This is a genomic window from Kribbella flavida DSM 17836 (genome assembly GCF_000024345.1).
GTDB lineage: Bacteria > Actinomycetota > Actinomycetes > Propionibacteriales > Kribbellaceae > Kribbella > Kribbella flavida.
On the sequence record NC_013729.1, the window covers coordinates 935,332 to 961,526 of the forward strand.

Below are 26,195 nucleotides of genomic sequence, written 5' to 3' on the forward strand. Positions count from 1 at the left end.
CTGTGGATGATGCTGTGGACAACCGGCTCGCGGAGCTCGAGCGGCGGATCGCCGCGCTGGAGTCCGCTCGCCTGCCTCCGCAGGACCAAGTGCTGCCCGAGGGCGTCGACCCGGAGGCGTTCTTCGCGCTGCAAGCGCTCAAGGAGCGCTATCCGGCGCCCGGGGCGGTGCTCTACACCGGCAGCGTCACGCTGCCCGACGACCGGCAGCTCGACTGGCAGTACGGGCGGACCACACCGGACGTGCTGGCGGCGGACTGGTCGGCCCGGGCGTCCGCGCTCGCGGCACTCGGCCATCCGGTCCGGTTGACGCTGCTGCGCGAGATCCTGCACGGCCGCACCACGGTCAGCGCGCTCAGTGAGGTCGAGGGCCTCGGTACGAGCGGGCAGATCTACCACCATCTGCGGCAGTTGACGGCCGAGGGCTGGTTGCACGCCCCCAGCCGTGGCGCCTTCGCCGTGCCCCCGACCCGGGTGGTGCCGCTGCTCGCGATCCTGGTCGCCCTGGAAAGGTAGTCATGAAGTTTTTCGCCGCACTGCTCGCTGTTGCGCTGGCCGTCGGAGGCTGGCTGATCCGGCCCGGCGCACTGCACCTGGCCGGGCCGAGGACGGGTGACGCGACCCTGCAGAAGTTCATCGACGACAACTACGAAGGGCCTGGTCACCGGCTGTCCGTGGCACTGGTGGACGGCAGCTCGACGCGCTTCGCGAGCCGCGGTGGTGACGAGCACGGCAGCTTCGAGATCGGCTCGATCAGCAAGGCGCTCACCGGCCTCCTGCTTGCGGACGCCGTCGAGCGCGGCGAGGTCACGCTGGGCCAGCAGGTGGGGTCACTGCTGCCGCTGCAGGAGTCAGAGGTCGCGACGGCAACGCTGGAAGATCTGGCCACCCATCACTCGGGTCTGCCGAAGATCAGCGGCAAACCGCTGCCCGCCGTGCGGTCGGCCTTGGCCGCCGTTGCCGGGGGCAATCCCTACCCGTACGACGTGGACCAGCTGCTCGACCACGCCCGCTCCGCCGGCACCGGCGGCCGCGGCGAACCGGCGTACTCGAATCTGGGTGGGGCGTTGCTCGGCCAGGCACTGGCTCGCAAGGCCGGCAAGAGCTACCCCGACCTGCTGCAGGAGCGCGTGTTCCAGCCCTTGACCATGCGGAACTCCCGTACGCCGACCAGCGACGCCGGTGCGGCGCCGGACGGGTACGGCTCGGGTGGTCGCCGGCAGGCGCCCTGGGTCCAGGAGGGCTACGGCCCCGCCGGCGGCGTCGTCTCCACCGCGGCCGACCTGGCTCTGCTCGCCCGGGCACTGCTCGACGGCAAGTACGTCACGGCGCTGGCCCCTCGGCGGGACTACGAGGAGGACCGGATCGGCCTGTTCTGGATGACCAGTCCGCTGCGCGACGACCGGAGCATGGTCTGGCACAACGGCGGCACCGGCGGCTACCGCTCCTTCATCGCTTTGGATCTGGACCGCCGGCGGGCGGTGGTCGTGCTCTCGGACGTCGCCGTCGACGTGGACGACTTCGCCACCAAGTTGCTGGAGGGCTAGGGCATGCGAGACATCATCCTGATCGTGCTCGGCGTCAGCTTTCCGGCGGTCGCGCTCTGGCAGATCTGGACCGGAAAGCTGCGCGACCGTGCCGAGCTGCTGATCATGCTGTCCAGCGGAGTCCTCTTCCTGCTCTTCGCTCGCGCCACCATCGACTGGAACGCGCTGCCGCCGCGGCTCTGGCTGATCGGCCTGGCGGTGATGGTCGCTGCGACCGCCCTGGCGGGCCGGACCTGGTCGAAGCTCACCTGGGTGCAGGGGGCGCACCCGGCCCGGCGTACCGTCTCGGGCGTGGTCCAGGTCGGGCTCGCGGTAGTGATCTGCGCCGTCCTACTCTGAGCGGCATGGTTGAACGAGTTGAGCGGCTCCGGCGGGTGGCACGCGGCTGGGACGAGGCCGCGGCCGGCTACGAGCAGTACTTCGTACCGCGGTTCCGGCCGTGGGTCGAGCTGGCTGTGGCGGCGGTGGAGGAGGTCCCGGAGGGGCCGATCCTGGTGCCGTGCTGCGGCACGTTCCCTGAGCTGGAGCTGCTGCTCGAACGCTTTCCCGACCGGGAGCTCGTCGGCATCGACCTGTCCGCCGGCATGGTCCGGCTCGCGCGGGACCGGGCCGCTGGGCTCGACCAGGTCACTGTCGTCGAGGGCGACGCCTCAGAGCTCGACCCTCGGTGGGCCGGTGCCTGCAGTGCGGTCGTGTCGGTTTTCGGGCTGCAGCAACTGCCCGAGCCGGAGCAGGCGATCGGCTCCTGGTACCGCGCACTGCGGCCGGGCGGGCGGTTGTCGGTGGTCTACTGGCCGTCGGTGACCGAGGACGCCGGCCCGTTCCGGCTGATCGACGAACTGGTCGATCCCGGGCCGGCTGATCCCGATCCCGACGTCGCCGCCGCGCTGCGGCAGCTCGGCGCGAGCGTCGAGCGGGACGAGCAGGCGACGTTCCCGATGACCCACCCGGACGCGGCGGCGTTCTTCGAGGCGTTCACCCGGTTCGGCCCGTTGCGGGCGACGGCGAACGTGCGCGGCGAGGCGTTCGTCGACGAGCTGCGCCGGCGCTTCCTCGACCGCGCCCCGGCCGGCGAGTGGACGCACCACCCACGGGCGCAAGTGATCACCGCGACACACTCTGGTCGGTGACCCACAGACTGGTGAGCCCGCGGAAGTGGGCCAGGAACTTCTCCTGCTCGTGCGCGGGGTAGGTGGCCGCGACGGTCTCGGTGAGCAGGCGGTCGAAGTCGGGACCGGAGACCCACTCGACCAGCTGCTCGTCGAACGACGGCAGGTTCTCGGCGCACCAGGCCTGGTAGCGGGCGGTGTCGAAGTACTCGTCGGCCAGCGCCAGGTAGGCGTCGATCTTGGCGTCGTAGTCGAGTGAGTCGTCGTCGGCGATCGCGAAGTACCGCTCGGTGTGCAGGTCGACCGAGGTCTTGCGGCCGGTCGCGAGCGAGAACACCGACCACTTCACCAGCGCGCTGATCGCCCACGGGAAGTAGTAGTGCAGCGAGGTGATCGCCACGTCCGGGCAGGCGTTGGCGTAGTCGATCGGGTGCACCGAGTCGCCCTTGACCAGCATCTCGCAGGAGTTGAACTCCCAGCCGAAGAACGCGTTCACGATCCGGCTGATCGCGACCGCCTGGTGGCCGGCCGACGGGCTGAGGAAGTCGTGCGAGACGGCGTACCGGTTGTGCATCGGCTCGTCGGGACGGAAGTCCATCACCATCGTCTCGGCGCCGATCGACAGCGCCCGGGCGAACTTGTCGTACTCGACGGTGGCCTGCAGGTGCATCAGCATCTCGCCGGACTCGTCGTAGGCCTGGTGCAGGTCGTCGCGGTTGTTGATCCTCGACACCCCGCGCCAGCCGCCGCCGTCGAACGGCTTCATGTACATCGGGTAGCCGAGGTCGTCGGCGATCGCGTCCAGGTCGAACGGCTGGTTGTACTTCGCCGAGGTGTAGGCCCAGCGCACGTTGTCGACCGGGTTCTTGTACGGCACCAGCACGGTCCGCGGGATCTTCAGCCCGAGCCGCAGCATCGCGCAGTACGCGCTGTGCTTCTCCATCGACTGGAAGGTGAACGGCGAGTTCAGCAGGTAGGTGCCGTTCATCAGCGCGGCCTTCTTCAGCCACTCGCGCGGGTGGTAGTACCAGTACGCCAGCCGGTCGATCACCAGCTCGACCCGGACCGGGTCGTTCAGGTCGAACGGCTCGATGCTGAGCCGCTCGGAGACGAACTCGTGCGTCCGTCCGGCCGGGTCGGTGATCGGCGGAACCCGCCGCAGCAACGCCTCGAACGCCTGCGGCCAGTCCTCCTCCGCGCCGAGCAACAACCCGATCAGATGCTGAGAGCGGTCAGCCACGCTAGCTCCAAAGAAGTGAAGGACGACAGGGAAGGGAGGGCGGTGTGATCAGGTGAAGCGGGGCAGGTGGTGGGCGAGCTGCTTGCGCCACCAGGGCCAGTCGTGGGCCACGTCGTGCCCCCACAGGTCCAGCTCGTGCGGGATCCCCTTGGACGCCAGCAGGGCCGAGGTGGCCCGGGCCGACGGCAGCGAGCCGGTCGGGTGGGTCTCCCAGTCGCCCTGACCGACGGTGAGCAGCAGGAAGACGCGATGGCGCAACCACTCCAGGTGGTCGCCGTCCAGGTTCGGCAGGTAGTCGGCCGGGTTGCTGAAGTACGTCGCGTCGCCGCGCTCGCCCCAGGCGTGCCAGCTGGACGCGTCGTAGTTGCCGGACTGACAGATCGCGATCGGGAACAGGTCGGCCCGCTTCAGCGCGAAGTTCAAAGCGTGGAAGGCGCCCAGGCTGCACCCGGTGGTGATGATGTCGGCGGCGCCCGGGGTGTCGCGGCCGATCGCCGGCACCACCTGGTCGAGGATCCACGACTCGTACCCGCCGTGGCGGCGGGCGCGTTCCTCCAGCGGGATGCTGCGGTCGGACCAGCTGAGGTGGTCGAAGGAGTCGACGCAGTACAGCTTGACCCGGCCGGCCTCGATCAGGTCCGCGACCGCGCCGACCATGCCGTTGTTCTCGTAGTCCCAGGCCCGGCCCTGCTCGCTGGGGAAGACCAGCACCGGGCGCCCGTAGTGCCCGTAGCGGATCACCGTGCCGGGCCGGTCGAGTCCCGGCGCGTCCAGCTCGACTTGTTCACGTTCCACGCGGCCTCACCTCTCGCGCTCGACAGCTCGTACACCCGGTCCGTCGGGGCCGGTTCTCGTGCCAGTGCCCTGCCGGTAACCCTCGCACGTCTTCACACCCGTTGCTTCCTACAAGCGCGTCTCGGCCTAGCCCCAGGCGCGGTTCAGCAGGTCGGTCAGGGCCGGGTCGAGCACGTCGCGCCAGGCGGTGAAGTTGTGCATGTCGGGGGTCTCGGCGAAGGTGACGTCCAGGCCGAGGGTGGTCAGGTGGGCGGCCAGCACCCGGTTGTTGTGAACGTTCTCCTCCGGCGTGCCGGCGGTCATCGCGACCAGCGGGCGGCTCGGCGGCTCGGTTGCCGCCAGCACCTCGTTCACGAAGGCGGTGACCTCGGCGTAGAACTCGAAGCCGGACTCCTGCGGATCGGTGGTCGGGGTGAAGAACGACCCGGACTGCAGGAACAGCCCGGCGAACGTGCCCGGGTGGTTCCACTCCGCGTACAGGGCGGCGAGGGCGCCCAGGCTCGCCCCCATCAGCACCGGCTGCCGGCTCCGGTACTGCGTCGTGACCGCCGGCAGCACGTGGTCCACCAAGGCTTCGGCGTACTGCGGGTTGGCGGCGTACCAGGGGTTCCGCGCGCCGGGGCGGACCAGCGCCAGCCGGAACGGCGGCACCGTGCCGTCGGCGACCATCGCGCCGGCGTAGTGCGTGAGCCCGGCGTACATCGCGAACTCGGGTCCGTCGTGGGACAGCAGCAACGGCAGCTCGAACGACGGCGCGATCCCGTCCGGCGCCCAGACCTGGACGTCGACAGCACCGACCGGCGAGGCCTCCACCGGGACCGGGGTCAGGCTGCCCGGGATCGGCTCGGTCTCGAGCCAGGCCGGCTCGACGTACCCGGGCAGCGGCAGCCAGGAGTGCTCGCCGAACGCGCCACCGACCACCCGAGGGTTGGTCGGGTCGGTCCGCATCCCGGCGTCGGCGACGTCGAACAAGTACTCCATCCGGTGCACCGAGGGCCGCGGCAGGCGCAGCTCCCAGCCGTAGGGGACCGGCTTGAACTCCAGCTGCTCGGCGGCCAGCCCGAGCTCCTCCCACAACCGGACCCCGGGCAGCGCGTGCTCGGGATCGGCGAGACGGAACACCACCTCGGCGCCTTCGACCGCACTCTTCACCTCATCGGGCATCAGACCACGGTACGTGGTGGTGCCACGGTTCTGCCGACCGGCTCCGGCCGCGCATTGCTGACAGCCGGTGTCAGTGATCCGCGCTACGGTCGGACCGAGACAGTGAGCGGGCCGGAGCTGCGAGGGGAGTACAGCCGTGGTGGAGCTGAGCGACATCCGGGCCGCGACGGACGGCCTGCCGCGCAGCTACGAGGTGCTGGTGCGGGACCGGATCAAGTTCCGGGTCGGACAGATCGTCTACCTCGCGGTGGCGCCGGACGAGCGGTCGATGGGCATCGCGTTCCCGCGCGACGAGCGCGACGCCGCGATCGCCGCCGAGCCGGCCAAGTTCTTCCGGCCGGTGCCGTCGGACGAGCGGTACCAGTGGATCCAGGTCCACCTGGACGCGATCGACCGCACCGAACTGCGCGAGCTGGTGCTGGACGCCTGGCAGCTCTGCGTCCCGCAACGGGTCGCGGCCGAGTACCTGGCCCGCCCGCACAGAAAGTAGCCACAGGCAACTGATCCGGTGAGAGTCTCATCCCCAGGGATGAGCCGGCCGGCGGGTGGGCCTACTTCCGGTGGGCCGGAAACCGTTCCCGGGAAGGATGAACGGCGCGCGCCGGGACGGCAGGCTTGGGGCCATGACCGGAGACTTCCTGCCCCGGCGTCGCCAGGCGCCGGTCCTTGCCCAGGCCGTGACCGCCGTCGTGCTGCTCGCGGTGGCCGCCGGCGCGGTACTGCTCTACCTGAACCGATGAGCCGCTGAACCCAGCCGGCCGTCAGCCGTCCCAGCGCACCTCGGCCTCGCCCGGCCGGACCACGCCCGCCTCGTAGGCGACCACGACCGCCTGGACCCGGCTGGACAGGCCAAGCTTGGACAGCACGCTGCTGACGTGAGTCTTGACCGTGGTCTCGCTGACGAACAGCTTGTTCGCCAGGTCGCGGTTCGACAGGCCGCGCGCCATCCACACCAGGACGTCGCGCTCCCGCTCGCTCAGCTGCGCCAGCAACCCCGTCCACCGCCCGTCCGCGGCGTGCGGCGCCGCCGCCACCGGATCCGCACCGACCTGCCGCTCCAGCTCCACGCACCGCTCCAGCAGCACCCGCGTCGAGGCCGGATCGACCAGCGAGTCCCCACGGTGCACGGCCCGCACGGCCGCGACGAGCAGGTCCGGGTCGGTGTCCTTCAGCAGGAACCCCGAGGCCCCGGCCCGTACGGCGCTCAGCACGTACGCCTCGTCGTCGAACGTGGTCAGCACCAGGACAGCGGGCCTGCTCCGGCCGGCCTCCTGGTTCGCCCGGGTGATCCGCTCGGTCGCGACCAGTCCGTCCATCACCGGCATCCGGATGTCCATCAGCACGACGTCCGGGTCGAACCGGTCGATCAGCCGGAGCGCCTCCTCACCGTCGCCGGCCTGGGCCACCGTGGTCAGGTCCGGCTCGTGGTCGAGAATCATCGCCAGCCCGGTCCGGATCACCCCCTGGTCGTCGGCGACCAGCACCCGGATCTGGTCCGTCACCTCTGCGGCGGCAACCATGCCTGCACCCTCCATCCACCCAGTGGTCCGGCGGCGACGGCCAGGGTGCCGCCGACCGCCAGCGCGCGTTCGCGCATCCCGATCAGTCCGTTGCCGCGGCCGCTCTCGCTGCGGCGGGCGTTCTCCAGCACGTTCACCGGTGGCGGCCCACCGCTGCCGTTGTCGTCGATGGTCAGCAGCTCGCCCTGCGGCCCACTCTGCCAGGTCACCTGAGCCGTGGTCGCCTTCGCATGCACCATCACGTTGGTCAGCGCTTCCTGGATGATCCGGACGGCGGTCAGGTCGGTGGCCGAGGTCAGCTCGCGGCTCCGAGTCGGCAACGTCATCGTGACGTCCACCCCGACCGCCTTGAGCCGGTCGCCCATCCGCGCCACCGCCGCCAGGTCCGGCACCGGCGCGGTCTCGGCGCCGCCGCCCGGCGAAGCGGTGTTCAGCACCCGGACGGTCTCCCGCATCGCGGTCAGCGCTTCCTTGCCGCTGGCAATGATCCAGCGGACCGCCTCGCGCAGCGCGGCCGGGTTCTGGTCGGCGACCCGGTCCGCGGCCTGGGCCCGGATCACCACGGCGCTCATGTGGTGCGAGACCACGTCGTGCAGGTCCCGGGCGATCCTGGTCCGCTCGGCCGCCGCGACCCGCTCGGCCTCGATCTTGCGCAGCCGGACCAGCTCGGCGTTGCGGTTCTCCAGCACCGCGACACTCTTGCGCCGGCGCAGCGCCCCCGCGCCGAGCAGCACCATGCCGCAGATCAGCGCCTCGGCGAAGACGAACAGCGACAGGTCGATGTAGCTGTAGAGGCTGACCAGGTCCCGCGGCAGGCTGCGGTAGCGCAGGCTGATCACGATGTCCGCGCGGGACAGCACGATCGCGACCACCGTCGGCAGGCCGATCATCAGTCCGGCCAGGCTGCCCATGGTGAAGAACAGGCAGGTCAGCCGCCGGACGCCGGCTGCGGCCGCGACGTACCCGACCACCAGCAGCGGGACCACGTGGATCTCCGACTGCAGGGCGGCGTTGCTGATCCGCGGCTGGCCGAACACGTCGATGCCGGCCTGGGACGCCAGGCCGGTGCCGGCCGCGGCGTACACGAAGGGGTACAGCAGCGAGACGAAGACCAGCGTGGTCCGGGGCAGGCTACGCCCGGCGGCCACGGTGACGACCAGGAAGATCCCGGTCACCGCGGACACGCTGGGGTTGGCCGGGCGCAGGGTGCTGTCGTTGATCACGGCCAGGGCCAGGAACCAGCCGACGCCGATCAGCGCCGCGAGCAGCAGGTCCTGCCACACCTGCGACAGCCGGCGCCAGAGGTTCCACACCTTGCTCACAGTAGTCGCCACCGATCGCCGTGCGGTTCCGTCGCCCGGACGGGCGGGCGCTCCAACTTTCGGAGGAGGCGTGACGTCGGACCTGCTACCCAGGTCCGACTTCCGGCCGCTGAGGACGGTCCCTGGGACCGATGCGCGCCGCCCGCCGATCCGAGAGGCTGTACCCCATGACGAACGACGTGCCGCCGCGGCGGACCTTCTCGGTCCGCGCCCGGTGGCTGTCCGTGACCGGAGTGGTCGTGGCCGCGTCCCTGCTGGTCTGGCACGCCCAGGTGGCCGACTTCCTCGGGCTGGACACTGCTGGGGACAAGCAACCGGTGGTGGCCGGATCGGGGGTGCCCGGGGGTCCGACGCCGCCGGCGGCCGACACGCCGGCCGCGCCGCCGACCCGGAAGGCGTCCGCGCGGCCCAGCCCGAGGGCGACGCCGACCGCGTCGCCCACCCGCAGGTCGCCGAAGTCGAGCGGGCCGGCGTACGACGAGGAGTCGGTCGAAGGCCTGTCGGTCAAGCTGCGGACCCGGCTGCTGAAGGCGATGGCGGCCGCGAAGGCCGACGGCGTCACGCTCACGATCACCTCCGGGCGGCGCAGCGCGGCCAAGCAGCGCCGGCTGCTGGAGGAAGCGATCGTCCAGTACGGCTCGTACCAGGCGGCCACCCGCTGGGTGCTTCCGCCGGAGGACTCGGCGCACGTCAAGGGCCGAGCCGTCGACATCGGGCCGCAGGCCGGCATGGCCTGGCTGAACCGCAACGGCTACCGCTACGGCATCTGCCGCCGCTACGACAACGAGCCGTGGCACTTCGAGGCGCTCACCACGCCGGGCCGCAAGTGCCCCCCGCGCGAGCCGCACTCGGTCGCCACGCGCTGAAACCCCGCTGACAGACCAGTACCGACAACGGAAACCAGGAGTCCCGCATGACCTTGACCGCAGCCGCGCCCGTCACCACCCGGCCCTCGACCCGTCGCCGCCGCCGGCCGGTCGTTCCGTCGCTGTGGCGTCAGGTCGTCGGCGGCGCCGCGGCGGGCCCGGAGCGTGCCGGGCAGCCGGAGCCGGACCGGTCGGCGTACACCCAGCTGGAGATCTACGACGCGGTGCTGAGCGCGTTCGACCGGCGGACCGAGGTGCTGGACACGATCGCCGCGGCCTCCGACCGGGAGACCGCCGTACTGCGGATCCGCGCGTTGCTGGACGTCAGCCCGGGACAGGCCGGCGCGATCGTCGACCTTCCGCTGCACCGCTTCACCAGCGGTACCCGCGACCGGATCCGGGACCGCGCCGACGAGCTGCGCCGGGCGCTCAGCCGCTGAACCACGTCCCCGGTTTGATCGGGGTGGGGACGATGGAGAAATGATCACGGTGGAGCAGGCGAAGCGGTTGCGCAAGGCCGGGGCGCTGTGGGTGCCCGGAGCGGGAGACCGGTTCCTGGTGCCGGACCGGGACATGGACGACGACGTGTTCGTGGTCAGCGACATGACCGTCGAGGTGCACGACTACCCCGGCGGCAAGGTGATCGGCTTCAACGGCACGACCGAGTGGGCGCTGGACAGCATCGAGCAGCGCGAGGTGATCTGGCTGCCGCGCGAGGAGCAGCTGCGCACCCTGCTCGGCAACCAGTTCGTCAGCCTCACCGCGACCGGCGACGGCTACACCGTGCGCACCCAGGCCGGCGAGTACACCGCCACCGACGCCGAGCAGGCGTACGCCGAAGCCCTGCTCGACCTGCTCGAGGGCTGAGGTCAGGACTTGGCGGGACGCCAGTACTGCTTCTTGTCCTTGTCCCGGACGACGTAGCCGAGCTTCGCCACCTCGGCGCGCAGCTCACGCAGATCGTCGGCCGACGACGAGCCGGCGAAGGCCTTCTGCCGGGCGCGCAGGACGGCGTTGACCGCCGGCGGCAGGTCCGGGTCGTCCTCGACCCAGCGGCGGAAGCGGTCGGCGTACGGGTCGCCGGCGTCGGACCACGGGTAACCGTGAGCCCGGAAGGCGGCGCCGATCTTCGGGGCGCCCGACTTCAGCTCGTCGTGCCGCTCGCGGGCCAGCTCGCCGGAGTCGCGACCGAGCACCACGATCTCCTTGCCGTCCAGGAAGACCGAGGCCACCTGGTCGCGCGGGACCGACGTCGTGTGCTGCTTCTTGAAGAACTCGATCCCGGCGTTCGTCACCGTCACCCGCAACGTGTCCTCCAGGGCGGCCGCGCCCAGCAGGAGCCCGGCGACCAGACCGGCGACGGTGGTGACGACGACCACCCACCAGGCGTCCCAGCCGGAGATGAGCTCCAGCGGACCCTGCATCGGCACCCACCGTTGTTCGGCCGCCCAGTCCGCGATGCGGGGCAGGAAGTAGCCGAGCGCCAGACCGGCCAGCGGCAGTCCGCCGAACAGCACGACCTTGTCCGCCGCCGAGTGCCCGATCACCGTCGCGGTGTCCGTGCGCATGCCGTGCTCCTTCAGCTCCTGCCGTCCTGGGTCCACAGTTCAGCGAACGTAGCAGCGGGTCCGGGCCGGGTCACCGGCTGAGACGGCGCCCGATACCGAAGTCGCCGCCTGACACCCTGGACGAGACCAAAGTCGTACCGAGAACGGAGAGTCCATGACCGCGGGCATCTGGTTGCGCTTCCTGTCCGGGCCCGAGATCGACTCGCTCGGGCTGACCCGGACGGAGCTGGTGGACTCCGTGGAGGCGGCGGTCCGCGACCACGGCGAGGGGCAGACCAGCTTCGAGCCGCGAGTGCACCTGATGCCCGACAACGGCGGGATCGGCCACTTCAACGTGCTGCGCGGCCACCTCAACCGGCTCGGCGAGCACGGCGTCAGCGGGGTCAAGGTGGTCGGCGACTTCGTGCCGAACTATCAGATCGGACTGCCCAGCGAGCTGGCCGTCGCGACGCTGTTCGACCCCACCACCGGGGTGCCGCTGGCGATCCTCGACGCAACCATGATCACCGCCGCCCGGACCGGCGCGATGACCACGGTCGGCGCCCGGCACCTGGCGCGCCGGGACAGCAAGATCCTCGGGCACGTGGGCTCGCGCGGCACCGCCTGGTGGAACGTCACGATGCTCGACGACCTGTTCGACCTGGACGAGATCCGGGTGACGTCGCGCCGGCCGGAGTCGCGGGAGAAGTTCGCGGCGGAGCTCTCCGCGGAGCTGAACACCCCGGTCCGGGTGGTTGCCACCGCGGCGGAGGCGTTCGACGGTGCCGACGTGCTGGTCGAGGCGACGCGGCTGGTGGAGCCGGAGCCGCTGCTCCGGACCGCCGCGGTGAAGCCGGGCGCGTTCGTCGTTCCGTACGGGACGGTCAGCGCGGTGGAGCTGGATCTGCTCGACGTGATGGACAAGGTGGTCGTCGACGACTGGCGCGAGGCGCAGTCCGGCAGGTTCGGCGCCCTGCGGCGGCACGTGGACACCGGACGGCTCTCGCCCGAGACCCTGTACGCCGAGCTGGGCCAGATCGTGGCCGGGCAGAAGCCGGGGCGGGAGACCGCGACCGAGCGGATCCTGCTCTGGCACCGGGGACTGTCGCTGCTGGACGTCGCGATCGCGCACCTGATCCTGCGCCGGGCCGAGGCAGCCGACGTCGGCACGATGCTCAGGTTCCATTGATGCCGACGCCGGTCGAGCGGCCGGAGGACCTCACGATCGACCTGGTGGGGCCGATCGAGCTGGCGCCGAGCCTGCTCGAGCAGCTGCGGAAGACGCGGGCACAGGCGCTGCGGGTGCTGGCGACGGAGTCGCCGGTGTACGGGGTCAACACCGGGATGGGTGCGCTGAGCAAGGTCCGGCTGGACGAGGACGAGCAGCGCGTCCACCAGCGCAATCTGCTGCTGGGACGTGCCGTGGGTGGCGCGCCCTGGCTTCCGTACGCCGAGTCGCGGGCGGTGGTGGTCGCCCGGCTGCGAACGTTCCTCACCGGTGACGCGGGCGTGTCGGCCGAGCTGTGCGCGCAGCTGGTCGCCTTGCTGAACAGCGGATTCGCGCCGGCGATTCCCGTCGGTGGCGCGGGCTCGGCCGGGGAGATCATTCCACTGGCCCACGCCTTCGGCCCGCTGGTCGGCGTCGGGAGCGTCGTGGATGCCGAGGACAAGGTGCGCCTGGCAAGCAGTTGGCGCCGCACTGCCTCTTCGTTCGAGCTGGGACCGAAGGAAGGGATTGCCTTGCTGGCCGGCATCCCCGGTGCCACCGGGCGGGCGTGGCTGCAGATCGGCGTACTGGAACGACTGCTGGACCGGATGGGCGAGGTGGCTGCCGGCGCCATCGCGGTGGTGGCCGCCTCACGGGACCCGTACGACCCGCGGACCGGGCGGGCGGACGCGTTGCTGGCGGCCGAGCAGGCGAGAATCCTTCAGCTTGCCGGAACCGAAAGCAACCCGAGCACGCTGCAAGCGCCGATTTCGTTCCGGGTCGTGGGACACGTCGTCTCGCATGCCAGGCGGATGGTTGCGGAGCTGGCCGCCGCGGTCGACCGTGGACTGGACGGGGTCACCGACTCACCGGCCTTGCTGGGCAGGGATTTCGTCGGCACGGCGGGCTTTCACGGCATCGACCTCGCGGCGCACTGCGACCACGTGGTGGCCGCGCTCGCGCATGCCGCGGAGGTGTCGGCCGCACGGCTGCATCGCCTGCTGGATCCGGCGGTCAGCGGTCTGCCCGCGCAGTTGGCGCGTGTCCCGGGACCGCAGGCAGGACTGGTCCCGGTGCACAAGCGCGCCGTCGCGACGGTGCACGCGCTGCGGCGGTTGACGTTGCCGACGGCAATCGGTGCGATGGAGACCTCGAACGGCCAGGAGGACGTGCAGACGTTCTGCTGGGAGGCAGTGGGCGGCTTGGGTGAGGCGATCCGGCTCACCCGCGAGGTCGCTGCCGGTGAGCTGCTCGCTGTTCACCAGGCGTTCGCGTTGTCCGGACGGCCGGTGCCGGCGGGCCTGCGCGACCTGCTCGACGCGGTGGCGGACGTCGTACCGCCGATCGGCGCGGACCGGCCGTTCGGCCTTGATCTGCAGCGAATTCTCGACACCGTGCTCTGAGCGGCGCCAGGGCCGGAATGGGGCTGTCAGCAACATCAGTGCGTGATCGCGTGTTTGCGGAAAGTGACCTCGGGTACCCGGTCGTCGTACGGAAGTTGCCGTCGACAAGAAGAACGGGGATGCAACAGATGAGCACCGCACAGGAGCTGGAGCGCACGATCGGCCAGGACGTCTACGACGTGGACGGGCAGAAGGTGGGCACCGCGGCGAACCTGTACGCCTCCGACCTGTCGGGTGAACCGGAGTGGGTGACCGTCAGGACCGGCCTGTTCGGCAACAAGGAGACGTTTGTGCCGCTCGCCGGTGCGCACGCCGAGCAGGACGGGCTGCACGTCGGGGCGCACAAGGACGCGATCAAGGACGCGCCACGCATCGATGACCAGGGGCACCTGTCCGAGGCCGAGGCCGCCGAGCTGTACCGGCACTACAACCTGCAGTCCACGTCGCGCAACACGCGGAGCACCGACGGTCTGGGCATGGCCACCGGTGACGGCGTACCGGCGGACCAGCAGCAGAACGCCGGCATGAAGCACGCCCGCGCCGATCACGGGCGCGAGGAAGTGGTCCGCTCCGAGGAGCGGCTGCGGGCCGGCACCGAGACGGTCGAGACCGGCCGTGTGCGCCTCCACAAGCACGTGGTGACCGAGGAGCAGCAGGTCACCGTGCCGGTCAGCCACGAAGAGGTCCGCGTCGTGCGGGAACCGATCGAGCACGGTCGTCCGGGCGCCGAGATCGCGCCGGAGGACCGCGAGGTCACGCTGCACGAGGAGCGCCCGGTGGTGGCCAAGGAGACCGTCCCGGTGGAGAAAGTCGGGCTCGACACCAAGACCGTACGTGACGAGCAGCAGGTGCGCGAGCAGGTCCGCAAGGAGCAGGTCGACGTCGTGGACGCCGACCTGGACGAGAAGACGCCGCGCAAGCACTGAGGCCAAGCGCTGAGGTTGAGCGCTGAGGCACAGGCACGGCCGGAGGGCGTGGGAACCGCGACAGCGGCTCCCACGCCCTCGGTGCGATCAGCTGCGCGCTCAGCCGCGCTGGGGCGGACTCATGACGAGGGTGGTCGTCATGCCGACCGGGCCTGGGTGGACTCGAAGACTTCGTGCTGCAGGGGTTCCCCGGCGAGGAATCGCGCGAGTTCCTCGGCCATCAACCGGCCTTGCCGCCGGCGTTCGGTGTTCAGGGTGCCGGCCAGGTGAGGCGTCACCACCGCGTTCGGCAGGCTGAAGAGCGGCGATCCGGGCAGGGGCGGTTCGGGGTCGGTGACGTCGAGAACGGCGAAGAGGTCGAGGCGTTCCTGCAGGACGGACACCAGCGCGTCCTCGTCGATCAGCGCGCCGCGGGCGGTGTTGATCAGCGTGGCGTCGTGCTTCATCGAGCCGAGCAGTTCGGCGCTGACCACCTTGCGGGTGTCGGGCAGAACAGGGGCGTGCAGGCTGACCACGTCCGAGGTGGCGAACAGCTCCTCCAGCGAGACCAGCCGAACACCCAGGTCGGCCGCGACCGCCGGATCGACGTACGGGTCGTAGGCCTGCAGGGTCAGCTCGTGCCGGCCGAGCAGGCGGGCCGTCGCGCGGCCGGTCGCGCCGAGCGACATCAGGCCGACGACCGAGCCGTCGGCGCCGGGTTCGTTGGATGCTCTAGGCAACGACTCGTGCCGTGCGCGGCTGCCGAGCACGTACCGCCAGCCGTGCTTGAGCGCGTAGAGCACCTGCGCCAGGGTGAACTCCGCGACCGACGCCGCGATCACCTCGTTGGCGGTGGTCACCCGGATGCCGCGGGCCCAGGACTCCGGCGTCACGATCGACCGCACCGAGCCGGCGCCGTACAGGACCAGCTGCAGGCGGGACGCGAACGCCAGCAGTTCGGCGGTGAGCTGCGGACCGCCCCACGCCGTGACCAGTACGTCGACGTCGGCGAGCAACGCGGGGGTGAGCTCGGCCGGGGCCAATGGGGGAGCGGTGATCTGCAGCTGCTGCTCGATCGCCGCGCGTTCTTCGTCGCCGTACACGTCCGGGAACCGGGCCAGGTCCATCACGTACAGGCCGTTGAGCATCACGACACCTCCTGGTCCAGCTGCATGGGCATCAGCCCTCATCCGGCAAGCGCTTGCCACTGGATGGTAGTCCGAGACACCCCCGCCTCTGACCCCGGCGAGCCACGTACTGCGGGCGCGGGGGCAAAGGCACAGCTGCTGGATTGCTGACGGGGGAAGTAGCTTTTCGGGTAGGTGGGTCGTTGGGTGGGGTGGATCCATTAGCCTGGGTCGGGTTCCGTCGGCGAGGTGGAGGTTGCGTGAAGCGGTTCGTGGTACCGCCGAACTGGCCGACGCCGCCGCGGCGGAGCTGGATGCCGCCGAAGACGTGGCGGCCCGATCCGTCCTGGCCGGCCGCGCCGGAGGACTGGAAGTTCTGGGTCGACGGCAAGGGAAACCCGGTGCGCGGACCGGTCGGGCTGTACGGCGGACCGTCGCGGCGGGTGGTGCTCGGCGGCGCCGGTGGAGCCGTGCTGCTGGTGGCGGCCGCGCTGTGGGGCATGACGGCGGCCGGCGTGTTCGACGTCGAACCGCCGCAGACGCAGGCGATCCCGGTCGTCGACGACCGCAGCCAGTCCCCCTCGCCCTCGCCCTCCCTGACTCCCGCTCGGACCCCGCCGCCGGTGCGCAAGACCACCCCGCCGCCGGTGCGGCGGACGACGCTGAAGCCGACCGAGAAGCCGACCGAACGACGGACCACCCGCCGTCCGGAGCGCACCGAGGAGCGCGCCCCGACGCCGACCCCGACGAAGACCGTCAGCACGCCCCCGCGCCCGCCGCGCACCACCACCAGCACCCCGCCGACCCGCGAGGAGATCCTCCGGGAGTACTGCCGGGTCCGCGGCTGGGACCCGGACTGGTGCGACCCGGACAACTGGCCCCAGGACCCGAACGATCCCGAGGGCCCGCGCCGCCCGTGATCGCCCCCGGCGGTTGACAGTCCCTCGGTCACGCCACCACGCTCGACCACAGAGACCAGGTGCCGAGAAAGCCGGTGGACGCGCTGAGTGAGGTTGTCGGCGGCATCTCACCGGGGAGGAACCATGCGTGAGTTGACGGTCGATCTGTTCAGCACCGTGGACGGCTTCGGCGGAGGAGGTCCGCAGTCCGCGCCGTACTGGGGGTACGGCGGGCCGGAGTTGTCCGGCTGGGTGGACGAGCAGTTGGCGACGGACCACGTGATGCTGATGGGCGCGACGACGTACCGGCAGCTGGCCGAGATCGTCGCGGACGGCGACGACCCGTCGTTCCCCCGGATGGCCGAGCTGCCGAAGATCGTCTTCTCCTCGACTCTGCGACCGCCGTTGACCTGGGCGAACACGACGATCGTCGACGAGCCGATCGAGACCGCCGTCCCAGCGCTGAAGCAGCTCGACGACGGCCTGCCGATGCGCACGATCGGCAGCGCCTCCCTGATTCGCAGCCTCTTCCGGCAGGGCCTTGTCGACCGGCTCCGGGTGATGGTGTTCCCGACCATTCACGGTACGGCCGGTGAAGGGCCGGTGTTCGCCGACCTGCCCGACCTGCGGCTCAGCCTCGCCGGGACGACCGTGCTCGACGACCGCCTGGTCCTGCTCGACTACCGCGTCGGCGACGACCAGGCGCCCAGCTGACCACTGGTCAGCTGAGGAAGTCGATCGTCCGGCCGACGCCGGTCGCGCGGGCCGCCTGATAGACCGGCCAGCTGATCGCCAGGTCCTGCCAGGGCAGACCGACCGGCGCGTAGACCGTCACCTGCCCGGCCGACTGCCGACCGGCGCGGGCTCCGGTCAGCACCTCGCCCAGCGTCGCGGCGATCGCGCCCGCGCCGAGCCCAACGTTGCCCACGGCACCCATCGCGACCGCGAGCCGGGCATCGTCGACGACCACGCGCGCGCCACCGAGCAGATCGGCGCCGAGCTCGACCTTGCCCGGCTCGTCGGCGCCGAGCGTCGTGAAGTGCCGCCCCGGCCGTACGTCGGCCGCGGTGAGCAGGGGTTCGCGCGACCAGGTGGCCAGGGCGACGATCTCGGCCCGCGCCGCGACGTCGCTCGGTCCGTCGGCCACCGAGCCGGCGATGCCTTGCGCAGCGAGAAAGTCCTGCGCCCGCGGGCGATCGACGTCGTACCCGACCAGCTGCTCGATCGGCCGCAAGCTGGTCAAACCGCGCACGACCATCGCCGCTTGGGCGCCGGTGCCGATCACCCCGAGCGTGCGAGCCCCGGGTGCAGCCAGTACGTCGGTCGCCAGCGCCGCGGCGAGTCCGGTGCGCCACGCGGTGATCGTGGCGGAGTCGAGCACCGCGAGCAAGGTCCCGTCGGTCAGGTCGTGCAGGCACACCACGCCGCGCAGCGCCGGCGTGGCGGCCGGGAACTTGGCATTCACCTTCACGGTGTACGCCGGAATCCCCGGGATGCTGCCGGGAAGCAAGGCCGTCGCCGTGCCCGGCCCGGCGAGGTCGGTCCGGATTCGCTGCGGCTCCACCTCCTGGATCGCGCCGAACCCCGCGCGCATCGTTCGCAGGACGGCGGGAACGTCGAGCAGGCCGACAATGTCGGAGCGGGTGAGCAGCAGAGTCATCAGACCACGTTGAATTCTGTTCGGGGGGTGGCAGTGCGGAAGCGGTCGGCGTGCAGGGGGGACACGTCGACGACGGGGGTGCGCCGCAGGTACAGGTCGCGGACGACCTCGCCGACGGCTGGGCCTTGCAGGAAGCCGTGGCCGGAGAAGCCGGTGGCGTAGAGGAAACGGCTGACGTCCTCGTCCTCGCCGATCAGCGCGTTGTGGTCGGGTGTCATCTCGTAGAGGCCGGCCCAGCCGCCGGTCAGGCCGACGTCGAGCAGGCTCGGCGCGCGATGCTGCATCGCCGCCGTCAGCCCGGGCAGCCAGGCCTCGGTACGGTCGAGGTGGAAGCCCGGCTGCTCCGAGGGATCGGACATGCCGACCAGCAGGCCAGGTCCTTCGCGGTGGAAGTAGAAGGTGCTGGTGAAGTCGATCGTCATCGGGAGGTTGTCCGGCAGCCCCGGGATCCCCGCGGTGACGACGATCTGCCGCCGCAGCGGGACCACCGGCAGGTCGACACCGGCGTACGCGCCGAGCTGGGCGGACCACGCGCCGGCCGCGCAGATCACCGACCGGGTCCGGACCGTTCCGCGGCTGGTCCGGAGCCTGCGAATCTCGTTGCCTTCGACATCGATGTCGGTGACCGCGCAGCCGGTGACCAGCTGGGCGCCGAGTCGCCGGGCCGCGGTCGCGTAGCCCAGCACCACCGACTCCGGCGTACAGTGCCCGGCGTCCGGCGAGAAGCAGGCAGCGACCAGGCCGTCCGGGGAGATCAGCGGAGCGAGGGCGACGGCCTCGTCGACGGAGATCATCCGGGTCGGACCGCCCAGCTCGTTCTGCACCCGGGTGCTCTGCTCGAAGGCCGCGACCTGCTCGTCGGTGGACAGCAGGAAGAGGTAGCCGACCCGGTGCAGGTCGATCTCCTGCCCCGGCCGTACGCCGAAGTCCGCGAACGCCGCCAGGCTGCGAGCGCCGAGCGCCACGTTCACCTCGTCGGAGAAGTTCGCCCGGACCCCGCCGGCCGCCTTCGACGTCGAGCCGGCGCCGAGGCTGTCCTTCTCCAGCAGCAGTACCCGCTGCACGCCCGCCTCGGCCAGGTGGAACGCAATGCTGGTGCCGATCACCCCGCCGCCGACGATCACCACGTCGGCGGCGTCGGGCAACGCCCGGCTCAAGGCAGCCGGAAGTCGAAATCGGCCTCGACCGTCGCCGTATCCAGCTGCGCCTTCTGCAGCTTGCCGGAGTAGTCCCAGTTCAGCGACTGCCAACGGGTGAACTGGTCCAGCACCCAGATCCCGCTCTGCCGCGAACCGTTGCCCGACTTGCCGTTGCCGCCGAACGGCAGGTGCGCCTCGGCGCCGGAGGTCGAGTTGTTCACGCTCACCATGCCCGCCGAGATGCCCTGCGCGAACTGGAACGCCTGCCGCGGGTCGGTGGTGTAGATCGAGCTGGACAGGCCGTACCCCGGCTTGTTGCCGAGAGCAATGGCCTCGTCGAGCGTCGAGTACGTCGTGACGCCGACCACCGGCCCGAACGTCTCGTGCAGGAACAGCTCGTCGTCGGGCCGCACGCCGGCCACGATCACCGGGTGGTAGAACAGTCCGGCGGCCGGGTCCCCGACGAAGCCGGAACGCGGATTGTCCGCGGTGACCCGGCCGGTGCTGCCGATCACCCGGTGGTGGCCGGCGATCCAGCCGAGCGACTTCTCGAAGCCGGCCGCGAACTTCTCGTCCAGCAACGGGCCGAACAGCACGTCCTGGGTCGGGTCGCCCATGCGCGCCGCCGCGACCGCCGCCCCGAACAGCTCGACGAAGTCGGCGTGCACCGACTCCTGCACGATCACCGTGCCGAGCGACGTGCACCGCTGACCGGCCGTTCCGAACCCGGAGAACAGGGCACCTTCGACCGCGAGCTCCAGGTCGGCGTTCTCGGTCACCACCATCGGGTTCTTGCCGCCGAGCTCGAGGCACGGGGACTGCAGGTGCCGGCCGCACAGCTCGCCGATCCGGCGGCCGACCTCGGACGACCCGGTGAAGCCGACCTTGTCGACCAGGCCGGCCTGCAGGGCCTGCTCCAGGCCGGTGAAGGTGTCCGGCCCGTCGGCGTGCACGACGTTCAGCACCCCGGCCGGGACGCCGGCGTGGGCGAAGAGCTGGTAGAACGCGTCGGACACCACCGCGGAGTACGTGGCCGGCTTCCAGACCACGGTGTTGCCGCAGAGCAGGGCCGGCACGATGTACCAGGACGGGACGGCGACCGGGAAGTTGCCGGCCGAGATGACCACGACGGTGCCGACCGGGCGGCGGAACGTGAACAGCTGCTTGTCCGGCATCTCCGAGGGCACGGTCTGGCCGTACAGCCGGCGGCCCTCGCCGAGAAAGAAGTCGCAGGTGTCGATGATCTCCTGCACCTCGCCGAGCGCCTCCGCGAGCGGCTTGCCGATCTCGCGGGTGACCAGCGCGGCCAGCCGGGCCTTGTTCGCGGTCATCAGCCGGCCGACGTTCGCGATCACCTGGCCGCGCTGCGGAGCCGGCAGCGCGGACCATCCGAGCTGCGCCTCCCGCGCGACCCGGGCTGCCTGGACGAGCACCTCCGGACCGGCCAGGCCGATCTCACCGACCACGTCGGCGGTGTTCGCCGGGTTGGTGGACGCGGTGCTGCGGGCCGGGCCAGGGACGCGTTCGCCGGCGACGACGGACAGGATGGCAGACGACACGGGTGGGTCCTCTCGCTGGCGGATCTCGGTGCCGACCAGCGTCTCATGCGAGTACCTTGTGAAGGCGTTCACAATATGGTTCAGTAGGGGTGCCGGGGCTAGGTCCCGGGCGAACAGCGACCCCGAGACGCGGGAGGCCCCATGACCGAGCGGAAGCCGCCCGGGATGTCGACCCAGGACTGGGTCGAGCTGCAGATCCGGCAGGCCCAGCAGCGCGGCGAGTTCGAGAACCTGTCCGGTGAGGGCAAGCCGATCCCGAAGCTGGCCGACGCGCACGATCCCGACTGGTGGGTGAAGGACTTCCTGCGCCGGGAGAAGATCGAGGCCGACGTCCTGCTGCCGCCGTCGGTCCAGCTGCGCAAGGAGAAGGCGCAGGTGGCCGAGAAGGTCGCCCGGATGCGCACCGAGACCGAGGTCCGCGACTACCTGGCCGACCTCAACGAGCGGATCCGGATCCAGATCCGGGACGCCACCGGGGCGGTGATCCCGGTCGGTTTCGTGGACACCGAAGCCGTCGTCGAGCAGTGGCACCGGGACCGCCCGGCACCGCCTCCGGGACAGTCCCGGGCCGGGCACCAGGAGCACTCGCGTCGCCGCCGCAAGTCGGTCTGGCAGCGGCTCTTCAGCTGACGCGCCGCAGCACTGTGGGCGCCATTCCCGGCGGTCAGCCGGCCAGCAGGCGCTGGGCCGCCGCCTCGATGGCAGGCTCGCCCAGCAGCACGTGATGCGCCGCCGCTCCCAACGGGACGAAGGTGTCCTCGCTGGTCACCCGCGCCATCCGGCCGGTGAAGCCGGCGTCGACGAGGGCGGCCAGCACGCCTTCGGAGACGCCGCCCGAGCGTCGGGTTTCGTCCGCGACCAGGACGCGCCCGGTGGCCTCGGCCTCGCGGAGCAGGTCCTCGACCGGCAGCGGCGCGAGCCAACGCAGGTCGAGCACCCGTACGCCGGGCAGCCGCGCGGCCACCCGCAGGCTCATCGGTACCCCGTTGCCGAACGTCACCAGCGTCAGCCGGTCCCCGTCGCCGTACGTGCGGCCGCGCCCGATCGGTACGTGCTCGGCCCCGTACGCCGCCAGCCAGCCGTCGTCGCCCTCGGCGTACAGGTCGCGCCGGTGGTAGAGCGCGATCGGCTCCAGGAACACGCAGACGGCGCCGTCGCCGCGGGCCGCCGCCGCGCAGGTGTGCAGCATGGCGGCCGCGTCGTCCGGCCGGGACGGCGACGCGATCACGATGCCCGGGATGTCCCGCAGCACCCCGATCGCGTCGTCGTTGTGGAAGTGACCGCCGAACCCCTTCTGGTAGCCGTAGCCGGCGATCCGCAGCACCATCGGGTTGCGATACTGCCCCTGCGAGAAGAACTTCAGTGACGCCGCCTCGCCGCGCAGCTGGTCCTCGGCGTTGTGCAGGTAGGCCAGGTACTGGACCTCCGGCAGCGGCAGCAGCCCGGACACCCCGGCACCGAGTCCGAGCCCGAGGATCGACTGCTCGTCCAGCAACGTGTCGAACACGCGGGCCGGCCCGAACGCCTTCTGCAGTCCGCGCGTCACGCCGTACACGCCACCTTTGCGGCCGACGTCCTCGCCGAACACGATCGACTCCGGGTACGCCGCGAGCACGTCGGCCAGCGCGCGGTTGATCGCCTGGCCGAGCGTCAGTGGCTCCGGGTGGCCGATGGTTCGCTCCGGCAGGCTGTGCTCGGCGACCTCGGCCAGCCGCAGCGGCGCCGCGACCGCTTCGGCCGAGGTGAGTTGCGGCAGCCCGGCGACCTCCCGGGCGATCGCCATCACCTCCGCCCGCTTCGCCTCGTACCGGTCGACGATCTCGTCCGCCGAGCAGCCCTTGGCCAGCAGGAGCCGGGCGGTGCCGAGCAGTGGGTCGAGCTCCTCGTCGGCGAGCAGCTCGGCCGGCGTCCGGTACGCCGTCTCGACGTCGGAGCCCGCGTGCCCGAGCAGCCGAACGGTCCGCAGCCGCAGGAAGGCCGGCCGCCGGTTCCGCCGGACGAACGTGGCCGCCTCGGTCGCCATCGCCAGCGTGGCGGCCAGATCGGTGCCGTCGGCATCGAAGTACCGCAGGCCCGGCCGTTGCCCGTAGGCCTGCTTGATCCAGCCGTCCGGGGTACGCACGCTGATCCCGATCCCGTTGTCCTCGCAGACCAGCAGCAACGGCATCGGGATGCCCTGGTACGACGCGTGCAGGGCCGCGTTGATCGCCCCGGTCGCGGTCGAGTGGTTGGCCGAGGCGTCGCCGAAGCTGGTCACCACGACCGCGTCCGCGGGCCACGGCGACGGTACGCCGAGCTTGCCGGCCCGGGCGATCGAGAACGCCACGCCCATCGCCCGCGGCAGGTGCGACGCGATCGTCGAGGTCTGCGGGATGACCGCCAGGTCGTGCCGGCCGAACACCTTGTGCCGGCCGCCGGCGATCGGTTCGCTGGCCGCCGCGGCGACCCCGAGCAGGATGTCCCGCAGGCCGTCGCGATGTCCTCGCCGACGCCCGGCCGCGTCGTCCGCGGGGGCGGCCGCGGCGCCGTGCTGGGCGGCCCGGGCCAGGTAGAACGCGCCGGAGCGGTAGTGCAGCAACGCCGGGTCGGTCGGCCGCAGCGCGGCGGCGACCGCGGCGTTGCCCTCGTGGCCGGAGGAGCCGATCGTGTAGAAGCCGTGGCCCTGCGACTGCAACCACCGGGCGGCCAGATCGACGTGCCGGCTGCCGAGCTGGGCGTCGTACAGGTCGCTGACCAGGTCGGCGGACAGGTCGTGATGGACGGGCTCGAGCGCGTGCACGCGCTCGGCGAACAACGCGTCGACCTGGCTCATCGCGCCACCTCCTCGGCGGCACCGGGCGCCGGCACGCGGCCGGATCGGTCAGAGGCCGCAGTCGAAGCCGTCGCCGTTGGGGTTCGCGTCGGCCAGCCGGTCCAGGATCCGGGTCGCCCGTGCAAGCTCCTCACCTGGAACATGATCCGCGAAGAACGTCGCCACCACCGCATCGACCACCGGTTCGGCGGTTCTCAGCGCCGTCCGGCCGGCCGGCGTGAGCTCGGCCCAGGTGGCCCGGCGGTCGGCCGGTGACGTGGTCCGGACCACCCAGCCGTCCTTGTCCTCCAGCTTGGACACCAGCCGGGTGGCGCCACTGCGCGAGATCATCAGAGCCTCCGCCAACGGCGCCATCCGGAGCTTGCCGCCGGCCGCGTCGAGCGCGCGCAGGACCTCGTGCTCGAAGTAGCTCATCTTGGCCGCGGTGCGCAGAGTGTTGTCCAGATGCGTGAAGAGCAGGGTGTCGGCGCGGTAGAGCCCCCGCCACGCCGCCACCTGCTCCGCGCTCGACCGTCGAGGTGCCATGCCCTGGAGTATACGGGTAAACGGTTGACAAGTGAACGGTTGATCCGAGTACGCTGCACTGACGGTTTGTGTGTCAACTCTTGAGGGGTGCATCGTGAGCGAGGTCCGTTGGAAAGCCGTCCGGCCGCTACGGCACCGGGACTACCGGCTGCTGTGGACCGGGCTCGCGGTCGCTCTGCTCGGCAGCGGACTCTGGCTGGTCGCGCTGGCCTGGCAGGTGATCGAGCTGGGCGGAGGGCCGGTCCAGCTCTCGGTCGTCACGACGGCGTACAGCATCGGTCTGGTGGTCTGCGTGCTGTTCGGCGGGATCGCGGCCGACCGGTTGCCCCAGCGCACGGTGATCGTCACCGCGGACGTTGTGCGAGGCGTGGTGCTGCTCGTGGTCGCCGGGCTCGCGCTGGGCGGGTTGCTGGAGATCTGGCACCTGGCTGCCGGAGCGGTGATCATCGGCGCCGGCGAGGCGTTCCTGATCCCGGCGTACACGGCGCTGGTGCCGCGGCTGCTGCCGCCGGACGAGCTGCTGGCGGCCAACGGGCTGGAGGGCACGCTGCGGCCGCTCGCGCAGCAGGCGACCGGTCCGGTGATCGGTGGCTTGGTGATCGCCGCGATCTCGCCGGGGGTCGCGATCCTGGTGGCCGGGCTGACCTACCTGTTCTCGGCGGCCTGCGTGCTGGCGATGAACCTGCGCCACGAGCCCGCCGGACCGGCGCAGCCCGACGACGACGCCGAGGCCGCGCCGAGCGGGATCAGGGCGATGGGCCGGGATCTGGTCGAGGGCTGGAGCTACGTACGGCGTACCCGGTGGTTGCTGGCGTCGTTGCTGTTCGGCACGGTGTTCGTGCTGCTGATCCTCGGGCCGTTGGAGGTGCTGCTGCCGTTCGCGATCCGCGACCAGCTGGGCGGGGACGCGAGGGAGTTCGGGCTGGTGATGGCTGCGTTCGGCATCGGCGGGGCGGTCGGCGCGCTGCTGATCTCATCGCGCAAACTGCCCCGGCGGTACCTGACCGTGATGACGTTGATGTGGGGCTTGGGCTCGGTGCCGTTCGTGGTGCTCGGGTTCGCCGAGGACCTGTGGCTGATGGCGGCCGGTGCAGCGATCGTCGGCGCGACCGGCTCGGCCGCGATGGTGATCTGGGGCACGCTGCTGCAGCGCCGAGTGCCGGACCACCTGCGAGGACGGATCGCCAGCCTGGACTTCTTCGTCTCGCTGCTGCTGATGCCGGTGTCGATGGCGCTGGCCGGTCCGGCGGGATCGCTGTTCGGGGTGACCGCGGTGTTCGTCGTCGCCGGCGTCGGGCCGGCGCTGGTGTCGTTCCTGGTGATCTGGTTCGGGCGGATGCGCTCCGACGAGCTGGCGAACCCGCTCGATCAGGAGGACGGCGCGGAGAACCTGATCACCGCCGACGCCTGATCCCCGCCCCAGTCGATCGGCGTACGGCCGAGCTCCTTCCAGCCCGCTCGGCCGTACAGCCGGATCGCCGCCTCGCAGTTGTCGGCCACCTCCAGCTCCAGCGGGAGCTTCCCGGCCGCGGCCACCTCGACCGCATGGTCGAGCAGTTGCCGACCGAGCCCTCGCCCGCCCTGCTGGGGATCGACGAACAGCCGCTCCACGAACGCCCGGCCGTCGACGGCCGTCACGGCGACGTGCCCGGCGACCTCGCCGTCCGCGCTCAGGACCCAACAGCCCAGCGCGTCCGGCGGTGTCAGCCACTGCTTGGGATCGGCGGGCCAGTTCACCGGGTAGCCGGCCGACTCGTGCACGTTGCGCAGCAGGACGACACAGCTGACGAGATCGGCGTCGGTCCGTGGTCTGATCACCGCCTCATCCCATCAGATCGCGGGTGGGCGGT

At 71.3% G+C, this 26,195-nt stretch carries 28 protein-coding genes; 15 read left to right on the forward strand and 13 right to left on the reverse strand.

The window, feature by feature from the left end; translation table 11 throughout:
* Window positions 1–2 precede the first annotated feature (2 nt).
* The 4 genes from KFLA_RS04285 to KFLA_RS04300 are packed head-to-tail and all read left to right on the forward strand — an operon-like array spanning window position 3 to window position 2,676.
* Complete coding sequence (locus tag KFLA_RS04285) at window positions 3–515, forward strand: helix-turn-helix domain-containing protein (protein ID WP_148256545.1); 513 nt, start codon at window positions 3–5, stop codon at window positions 513–515.
* Between the two features lie 2 nt (window positions 516–517).
* The gene (locus tag KFLA_RS04290) at window positions 518–1,546 is read left to right on the forward strand and encodes a serine hydrolase domain-containing protein (RefSeq protein WP_012918531.1); all 1,029 of its coding nucleotides are present in this window, start codon (window positions 518–520) and stop codon (window positions 1,544–1,546) included.
* A 3-nt stretch (window positions 1,547–1,549) separates the two neighbouring features.
* Entirely contained in the window at window positions 1,550–1,885 is a 336-nt protein-coding gene (locus KFLA_RS04295) for a hypothetical protein (RefSeq protein WP_012918532.1), read from the forward strand.
* A gap of 5 nt (window positions 1,886–1,890) precedes the next feature.
* On the forward strand, window positions 1,891–2,676 hold the full coding sequence (locus KFLA_RS04300; protein WP_012918533.1) for a class I SAM-dependent methyltransferase: 786 nt from the start codon (window positions 1,891–1,893) through the stop codon (window positions 2,674–2,676).
* On the opposite strand, the gene KFLA_RS04305 is transcribed toward KFLA_RS04300, so the two are convergent.
* The 3 genes from KFLA_RS04305 to KFLA_RS04315 form a co-directional block, all read right to left on the reverse strand.
* Window positions 2,651–3,895, reverse strand: a complete 1,245-nt coding sequence (locus KFLA_RS04305; protein ID WP_012918534.1) for an ATP-grasp domain-containing protein — start codon at window positions 3,893–3,895, stop codon at window positions 2,651–2,653. The two genes, KFLA_RS04300 and KFLA_RS04305, sit on opposite strands and share 26 nt — an antisense overlap.
* A 48-nt stretch (window positions 3,896–3,943) precedes the next feature.
* Entirely contained in the window at window positions 3,944–4,690 is a 747-nt protein-coding gene (locus tag KFLA_RS04310) for an esterase family protein (RefSeq protein WP_012918535.1), read from the reverse strand.
* Between the two features lie 126 nt (window positions 4,691–4,816).
* Window positions 4,817–5,854 carry an alpha/beta hydrolase gene (locus KFLA_RS04315; protein ID WP_012918536.1) on the reverse strand — a complete coding sequence of 346 codons (1,038 nt, stop codon included), beginning with the start codon at window positions 5,852–5,854 and terminating at the stop codon, window positions 4,817–4,819.
* 136 nt (window positions 5,855–5,990) lie between these two features.
* On the opposite strand from KFLA_RS04315, the gene KFLA_RS04320 reads away from it, so the two are divergent.
* Window positions 5,991–6,344: an MmcQ/YjbR family DNA-binding protein gene (locus KFLA_RS04320; RefSeq protein WP_012918537.1), complete on the forward strand. Its 354-nt coding sequence runs from the start codon at window positions 5,991–5,993 to the stop codon at window positions 6,342–6,344.
* Between the two features lie 271 nt (window positions 6,345–6,615).
* Here KFLA_RS04320 and KFLA_RS04325 read toward each other — a convergent pair whose 3' ends face one another.
* On the reverse strand, window positions 6,616–7,356 hold the full coding sequence (locus KFLA_RS04325; protein WP_041289777.1) for a response regulator: 741 nt from the start codon (window positions 7,354–7,356) through the stop codon (window positions 6,616–6,618).
* Complete coding sequence (locus tag KFLA_RS04330) at window positions 7,353–8,687, reverse strand: sensor histidine kinase (RefSeq protein WP_148256546.1); 1,335 nt, start codon at window positions 8,685–8,687, stop codon at window positions 7,353–7,355. The genes KFLA_RS04325 and KFLA_RS04330 overlap by 4 nt, the downstream gene beginning before the upstream one ends.
* A 176-nt stretch (window positions 8,688–8,863) precedes the next feature.
* On the opposite strand from KFLA_RS04330, the gene KFLA_RS04335 reads away from it, so the two are divergent.
* Genes KFLA_RS04335 through KFLA_RS04345 form a run of 3 tightly spaced genes read left to right on the forward strand, consistent with a single transcriptional unit; the run spans window position 8,864 to window position 10,429 of the window.
* Entirely contained in the window at window positions 8,864–9,562 is a 699-nt protein-coding gene (locus KFLA_RS04335) for a M15 family metallopeptidase (protein WP_012918541.1), read from the forward strand.
* Between the two features lie 47 nt (window positions 9,563–9,609).
* Entirely contained in the window at window positions 9,610–10,002 is a 393-nt protein-coding gene (locus KFLA_RS04340; RefSeq protein WP_012918542.1) for a hypothetical protein, read from the forward strand.
* A 40-nt stretch (window positions 10,003–10,042) separates the two neighbouring features.
* Window positions 10,043–10,429 carry a hypothetical protein gene (locus tag KFLA_RS04345; RefSeq protein WP_012918543.1) on the forward strand — a complete coding sequence of 129 codons (387 nt, stop codon included), beginning with the start codon at window positions 10,043–10,045 and terminating at the stop codon, window positions 10,427–10,429.
* Window positions 10,430–10,431: 2 nt separating this feature from the next.
* Here the strand turns inward: KFLA_RS04345 and KFLA_RS04350 are convergent, their stop codons facing one another.
* Entirely contained in the window at window positions 10,432–11,130 is a 699-nt protein-coding gene (locus KFLA_RS04350) for a YqeB family protein (protein WP_012918544.1), read from the reverse strand.
* A gap of 154 nt (window positions 11,131–11,284) precedes the next feature.
* On the opposite strand from KFLA_RS04350, the gene KFLA_RS04355 reads away from it, so the two are divergent.
* The 3 genes from KFLA_RS04355 to KFLA_RS04365 all read left to right on the forward strand — a co-directional run bounded on the left by KFLA_RS04355 (window position 11,285) and on the right by KFLA_RS04365 (window position 14,645).
* The gene (locus KFLA_RS04355) at window positions 11,285–12,298 is read left to right on the forward strand and encodes an ornithine cyclodeaminase family protein (protein ID WP_012918545.1); all 1,014 of its coding nucleotides are present in this window, start codon (window positions 11,285–11,287) and stop codon (window positions 12,296–12,298) included.
* Window positions 12,298–13,719: an aromatic amino acid lyase gene (locus tag KFLA_RS04360; protein WP_012918546.1), complete on the forward strand. Its 1,422-nt coding sequence runs from the start codon at window positions 12,298–12,300 to the stop codon at window positions 13,717–13,719. The genes KFLA_RS04355 and KFLA_RS04360 overlap by 1 nt, the downstream gene beginning before the upstream one ends.
* Before the next feature lie 128 nt (window positions 13,720–13,847).
* Window positions 13,848–14,645 carry a DUF2382 domain-containing protein gene (locus KFLA_RS04365; RefSeq protein ID WP_012918547.1) on the forward strand — a complete coding sequence of 266 codons (798 nt, stop codon included), beginning with the start codon at window positions 13,848–13,850 and terminating at the stop codon, window positions 14,643–14,645.
* 137 nt (window positions 14,646–14,782) lie between these two features.
* On the opposite strand, the gene KFLA_RS04370 is transcribed toward KFLA_RS04365, so the two are convergent.
* Window positions 14,783–15,772: a hydroxyacid dehydrogenase gene (locus tag KFLA_RS04370; RefSeq protein ID WP_012918548.1), complete on the reverse strand. Its 990-nt coding sequence runs from the start codon at window positions 15,770–15,772 to the stop codon at window positions 14,783–14,785.
* Between the two features lie 239 nt (window positions 15,773–16,011).
* Here KFLA_RS04370 and KFLA_RS35355 point away from each other — a divergent pair, with 239 nt between their 5' ends.
* Together KFLA_RS35355 and KFLA_RS04380 are read left to right on the forward strand one after the other, a co-directional pair.
* Window positions 16,012–16,671, forward strand: coding sequence for a hypothetical protein (locus KFLA_RS35355; RefSeq protein WP_012918549.1), 660 nt, complete (start codon window positions 16,012–16,014; stop codon window positions 16,669–16,671).
* Window positions 16,672–16,794: 123 nt separating this feature from the next.
* Window positions 16,795–17,364, forward strand: a complete 570-nt coding sequence (locus tag KFLA_RS04380) for a dihydrofolate reductase family protein (protein WP_012918550.1) — start codon at window positions 16,795–16,797, stop codon at window positions 17,362–17,364.
* A gap of 7 nt (window positions 17,365–17,371) precedes the next feature.
* Here KFLA_RS04380 and KFLA_RS04385 read toward each other — a convergent pair whose 3' ends face one another.
* Genes KFLA_RS04385 through KFLA_RS37030 form a run of 3 tightly spaced genes read right to left on the reverse strand, consistent with a single transcriptional unit; the run spans window position 17,372 to window position 21,008 of the window.
* Complete coding sequence (locus KFLA_RS04385; RefSeq protein WP_012918551.1) at window positions 17,372–18,310, reverse strand: ornithine cyclodeaminase family protein; 939 nt, start codon at window positions 18,308–18,310, stop codon at window positions 17,372–17,374.
* Complete coding sequence (locus KFLA_RS37025; RefSeq protein ID WP_202797079.1) at window positions 18,310–19,467, reverse strand: NAD(P)/FAD-dependent oxidoreductase; 1,158 nt, start codon at window positions 19,465–19,467, stop codon at window positions 18,310–18,312. The genes KFLA_RS04385 and KFLA_RS37025 overlap by 1 nt, the downstream gene beginning before the upstream one ends.
* Window positions 19,464–21,008 carry an aldehyde dehydrogenase family protein gene (locus KFLA_RS37030; protein WP_041289780.1) on the reverse strand — a complete coding sequence of 515 codons (1,545 nt, stop codon included), beginning with the start codon at window positions 21,006–21,008 and terminating at the stop codon, window positions 19,464–19,466. Before KFLA_RS37030 ends, KFLA_RS37025 begins: the two co-directional genes overlap by 4 nt.
* 141 nt (window positions 21,009–21,149) lie before the next feature.
* On the opposite strand from KFLA_RS37030, the gene KFLA_RS04400 reads away from it, so the two are divergent.
* A complete protein-coding gene (locus KFLA_RS04400; RefSeq protein WP_012918554.1) occupies window positions 21,150–21,638 on the forward strand; it encodes a DnaJ family domain-containing protein in 489 nt (162 codons plus the stop codon).
* Between the two features lie 34 nt (window positions 21,639–21,672).
* Here KFLA_RS04400 and KFLA_RS04405 read toward each other — a convergent pair whose 3' ends face one another.
* Both KFLA_RS04405 and KFLA_RS04410 read right to left on the reverse strand, forming a co-directional pair.
* A complete protein-coding gene (locus KFLA_RS04405) occupies window positions 21,673–23,820 on the reverse strand; it encodes a thiamine pyrophosphate-dependent enzyme (protein WP_012918555.1) in 2,148 nt (715 codons plus the stop codon).
* Between the two features lie 48 nt (window positions 23,821–23,868).
* Window positions 23,869–24,345: a MarR family winged helix-turn-helix transcriptional regulator gene (locus KFLA_RS04410; RefSeq protein ID WP_012918556.1), complete on the reverse strand. Its 477-nt coding sequence runs from the start codon at window positions 24,343–24,345 to the stop codon at window positions 23,869–23,871.
* 94 nt (window positions 24,346–24,439) lie between these two features.
* Here KFLA_RS04410 and KFLA_RS04415 point away from each other — a divergent pair, with 94 nt between their 5' ends.
* Window positions 24,440–25,756 carry an MFS transporter gene (locus KFLA_RS04415; RefSeq protein WP_012918557.1) on the forward strand — a complete coding sequence of 439 codons (1,317 nt, stop codon included), beginning with the start codon at window positions 24,440–24,442 and terminating at the stop codon, window positions 25,754–25,756.
* Here the strand turns inward: KFLA_RS04415 and KFLA_RS04420 are convergent.
* Entirely contained in the window at window positions 25,714–26,163 is a 450-nt protein-coding gene (locus KFLA_RS04420; protein ID WP_012918558.1) for a GNAT family N-acetyltransferase, read from the reverse strand. The two genes, KFLA_RS04415 and KFLA_RS04420, sit on opposite strands and share 43 nt — an antisense overlap.
* Window positions 26,164–26,195 lie beyond the last annotated feature (32 nt).

What these genes read in the sequence shown, in the direction of transcription:
- KFLA_RS04365 (WP_012918547.1), top strand. Translation starts at nt 13,848, where the DNA reads ATGAGCACCGCACAGGAGCTGGAGCGCACGATCGGCCAGGACGTCTAC.
- KFLA_RS04405 (WP_012918555.1), bottom strand. Translation starts at nt 23,820, where the DNA reads ATGAGCCAGGTCGACGCGTTGTTCGCCGAGCGCGTGCACGCGCTCGAG.
- KFLA_RS04335 (WP_012918541.1), top strand. Translation starts at nt 8,864, where the DNA reads ATGACGAACGACGTGCCGCCGCGGCGGACCTTCTCGGTCCGCGCCCGG.
- KFLA_RS04400 (WP_012918554.1), top strand. Translation starts at nt 21,150, where the DNA reads ATGACCGAGCGGAAGCCGCCCGGGATGTCGACCCAGGACTGGGTCGAG.
- KFLA_RS04410 (WP_012918556.1), bottom strand. Translation starts at nt 24,345, where the DNA reads ATGGCACCTCGACGGTCGAGCGCGGAGCAGGTGGCGGCGTGGCGGGGG.
- KFLA_RS04340 (WP_012918542.1), top strand. Translation starts at nt 9,610, where the DNA reads ATGACCTTGACCGCAGCCGCGCCCGTCACCACCCGGCCCTCGACCCGT.
- KFLA_RS04300 (WP_012918533.1), top strand. Translation starts at nt 1,891, where the DNA reads ATGGTTGAACGAGTTGAGCGGCTCCGGCGGGTGGCACGCGGCTGGGAC.
- KFLA_RS04290 (WP_012918531.1), top strand. Translation starts at nt 518, where the DNA reads ATGAAGTTTTTCGCCGCACTGCTCGCTGTTGCGCTGGCCGTCGGAGGC.
- KFLA_RS04295 (WP_012918532.1), top strand. Translation starts at nt 1,550, where the DNA reads ATGCGAGACATCATCCTGATCGTGCTCGGCGTCAGCTTTCCGGCGGTC.
- KFLA_RS04385 (WP_012918551.1), bottom strand. Translation starts at nt 18,310, where the DNA reads ATGACTCTGCTGCTCACCCGCTCCGACATTGTCGGCCTGCTCGACGTT.
- KFLA_RS04315 (WP_012918536.1), bottom strand. Translation starts at nt 5,854, where the DNA reads ATGCCCGATGAGGTGAAGAGTGCGGTCGAAGGCGCCGAGGTGGTGTTC.
- KFLA_RS04370 (WP_012918548.1), bottom strand. Translation starts at nt 15,772, where the DNA reads ATGCTCAACGGCCTGTACGTGATGGACCTGGCCCGGTTCCCGGACGTG.
- KFLA_RS04345 (WP_012918543.1), top strand. Translation starts at nt 10,043, where the DNA reads ATGATCACGGTGGAGCAGGCGAAGCGGTTGCGCAAGGCCGGGGCGCTG.
- KFLA_RS04350 (WP_012918544.1), bottom strand. Translation starts at nt 11,130, where the DNA reads ATGCGCACGGACACCGCGACGGTGATCGGGCACTCGGCGGCGGACAAG.
- KFLA_RS04360 (WP_012918546.1), top strand. Translation starts at nt 12,298, where the DNA reads ATGCCGACGCCGGTCGAGCGGCCGGAGGACCTCACGATCGACCTGGTG.
- KFLA_RS04380 (WP_012918550.1), top strand. Translation starts at nt 16,795, where the DNA reads ATGCGTGAGTTGACGGTCGATCTGTTCAGCACCGTGGACGGCTTCGGC.
- KFLA_RS04355 (WP_012918545.1), top strand. Translation starts at nt 11,285, where the DNA reads ATGACCGCGGGCATCTGGTTGCGCTTCCTGTCCGGGCCCGAGATCGAC.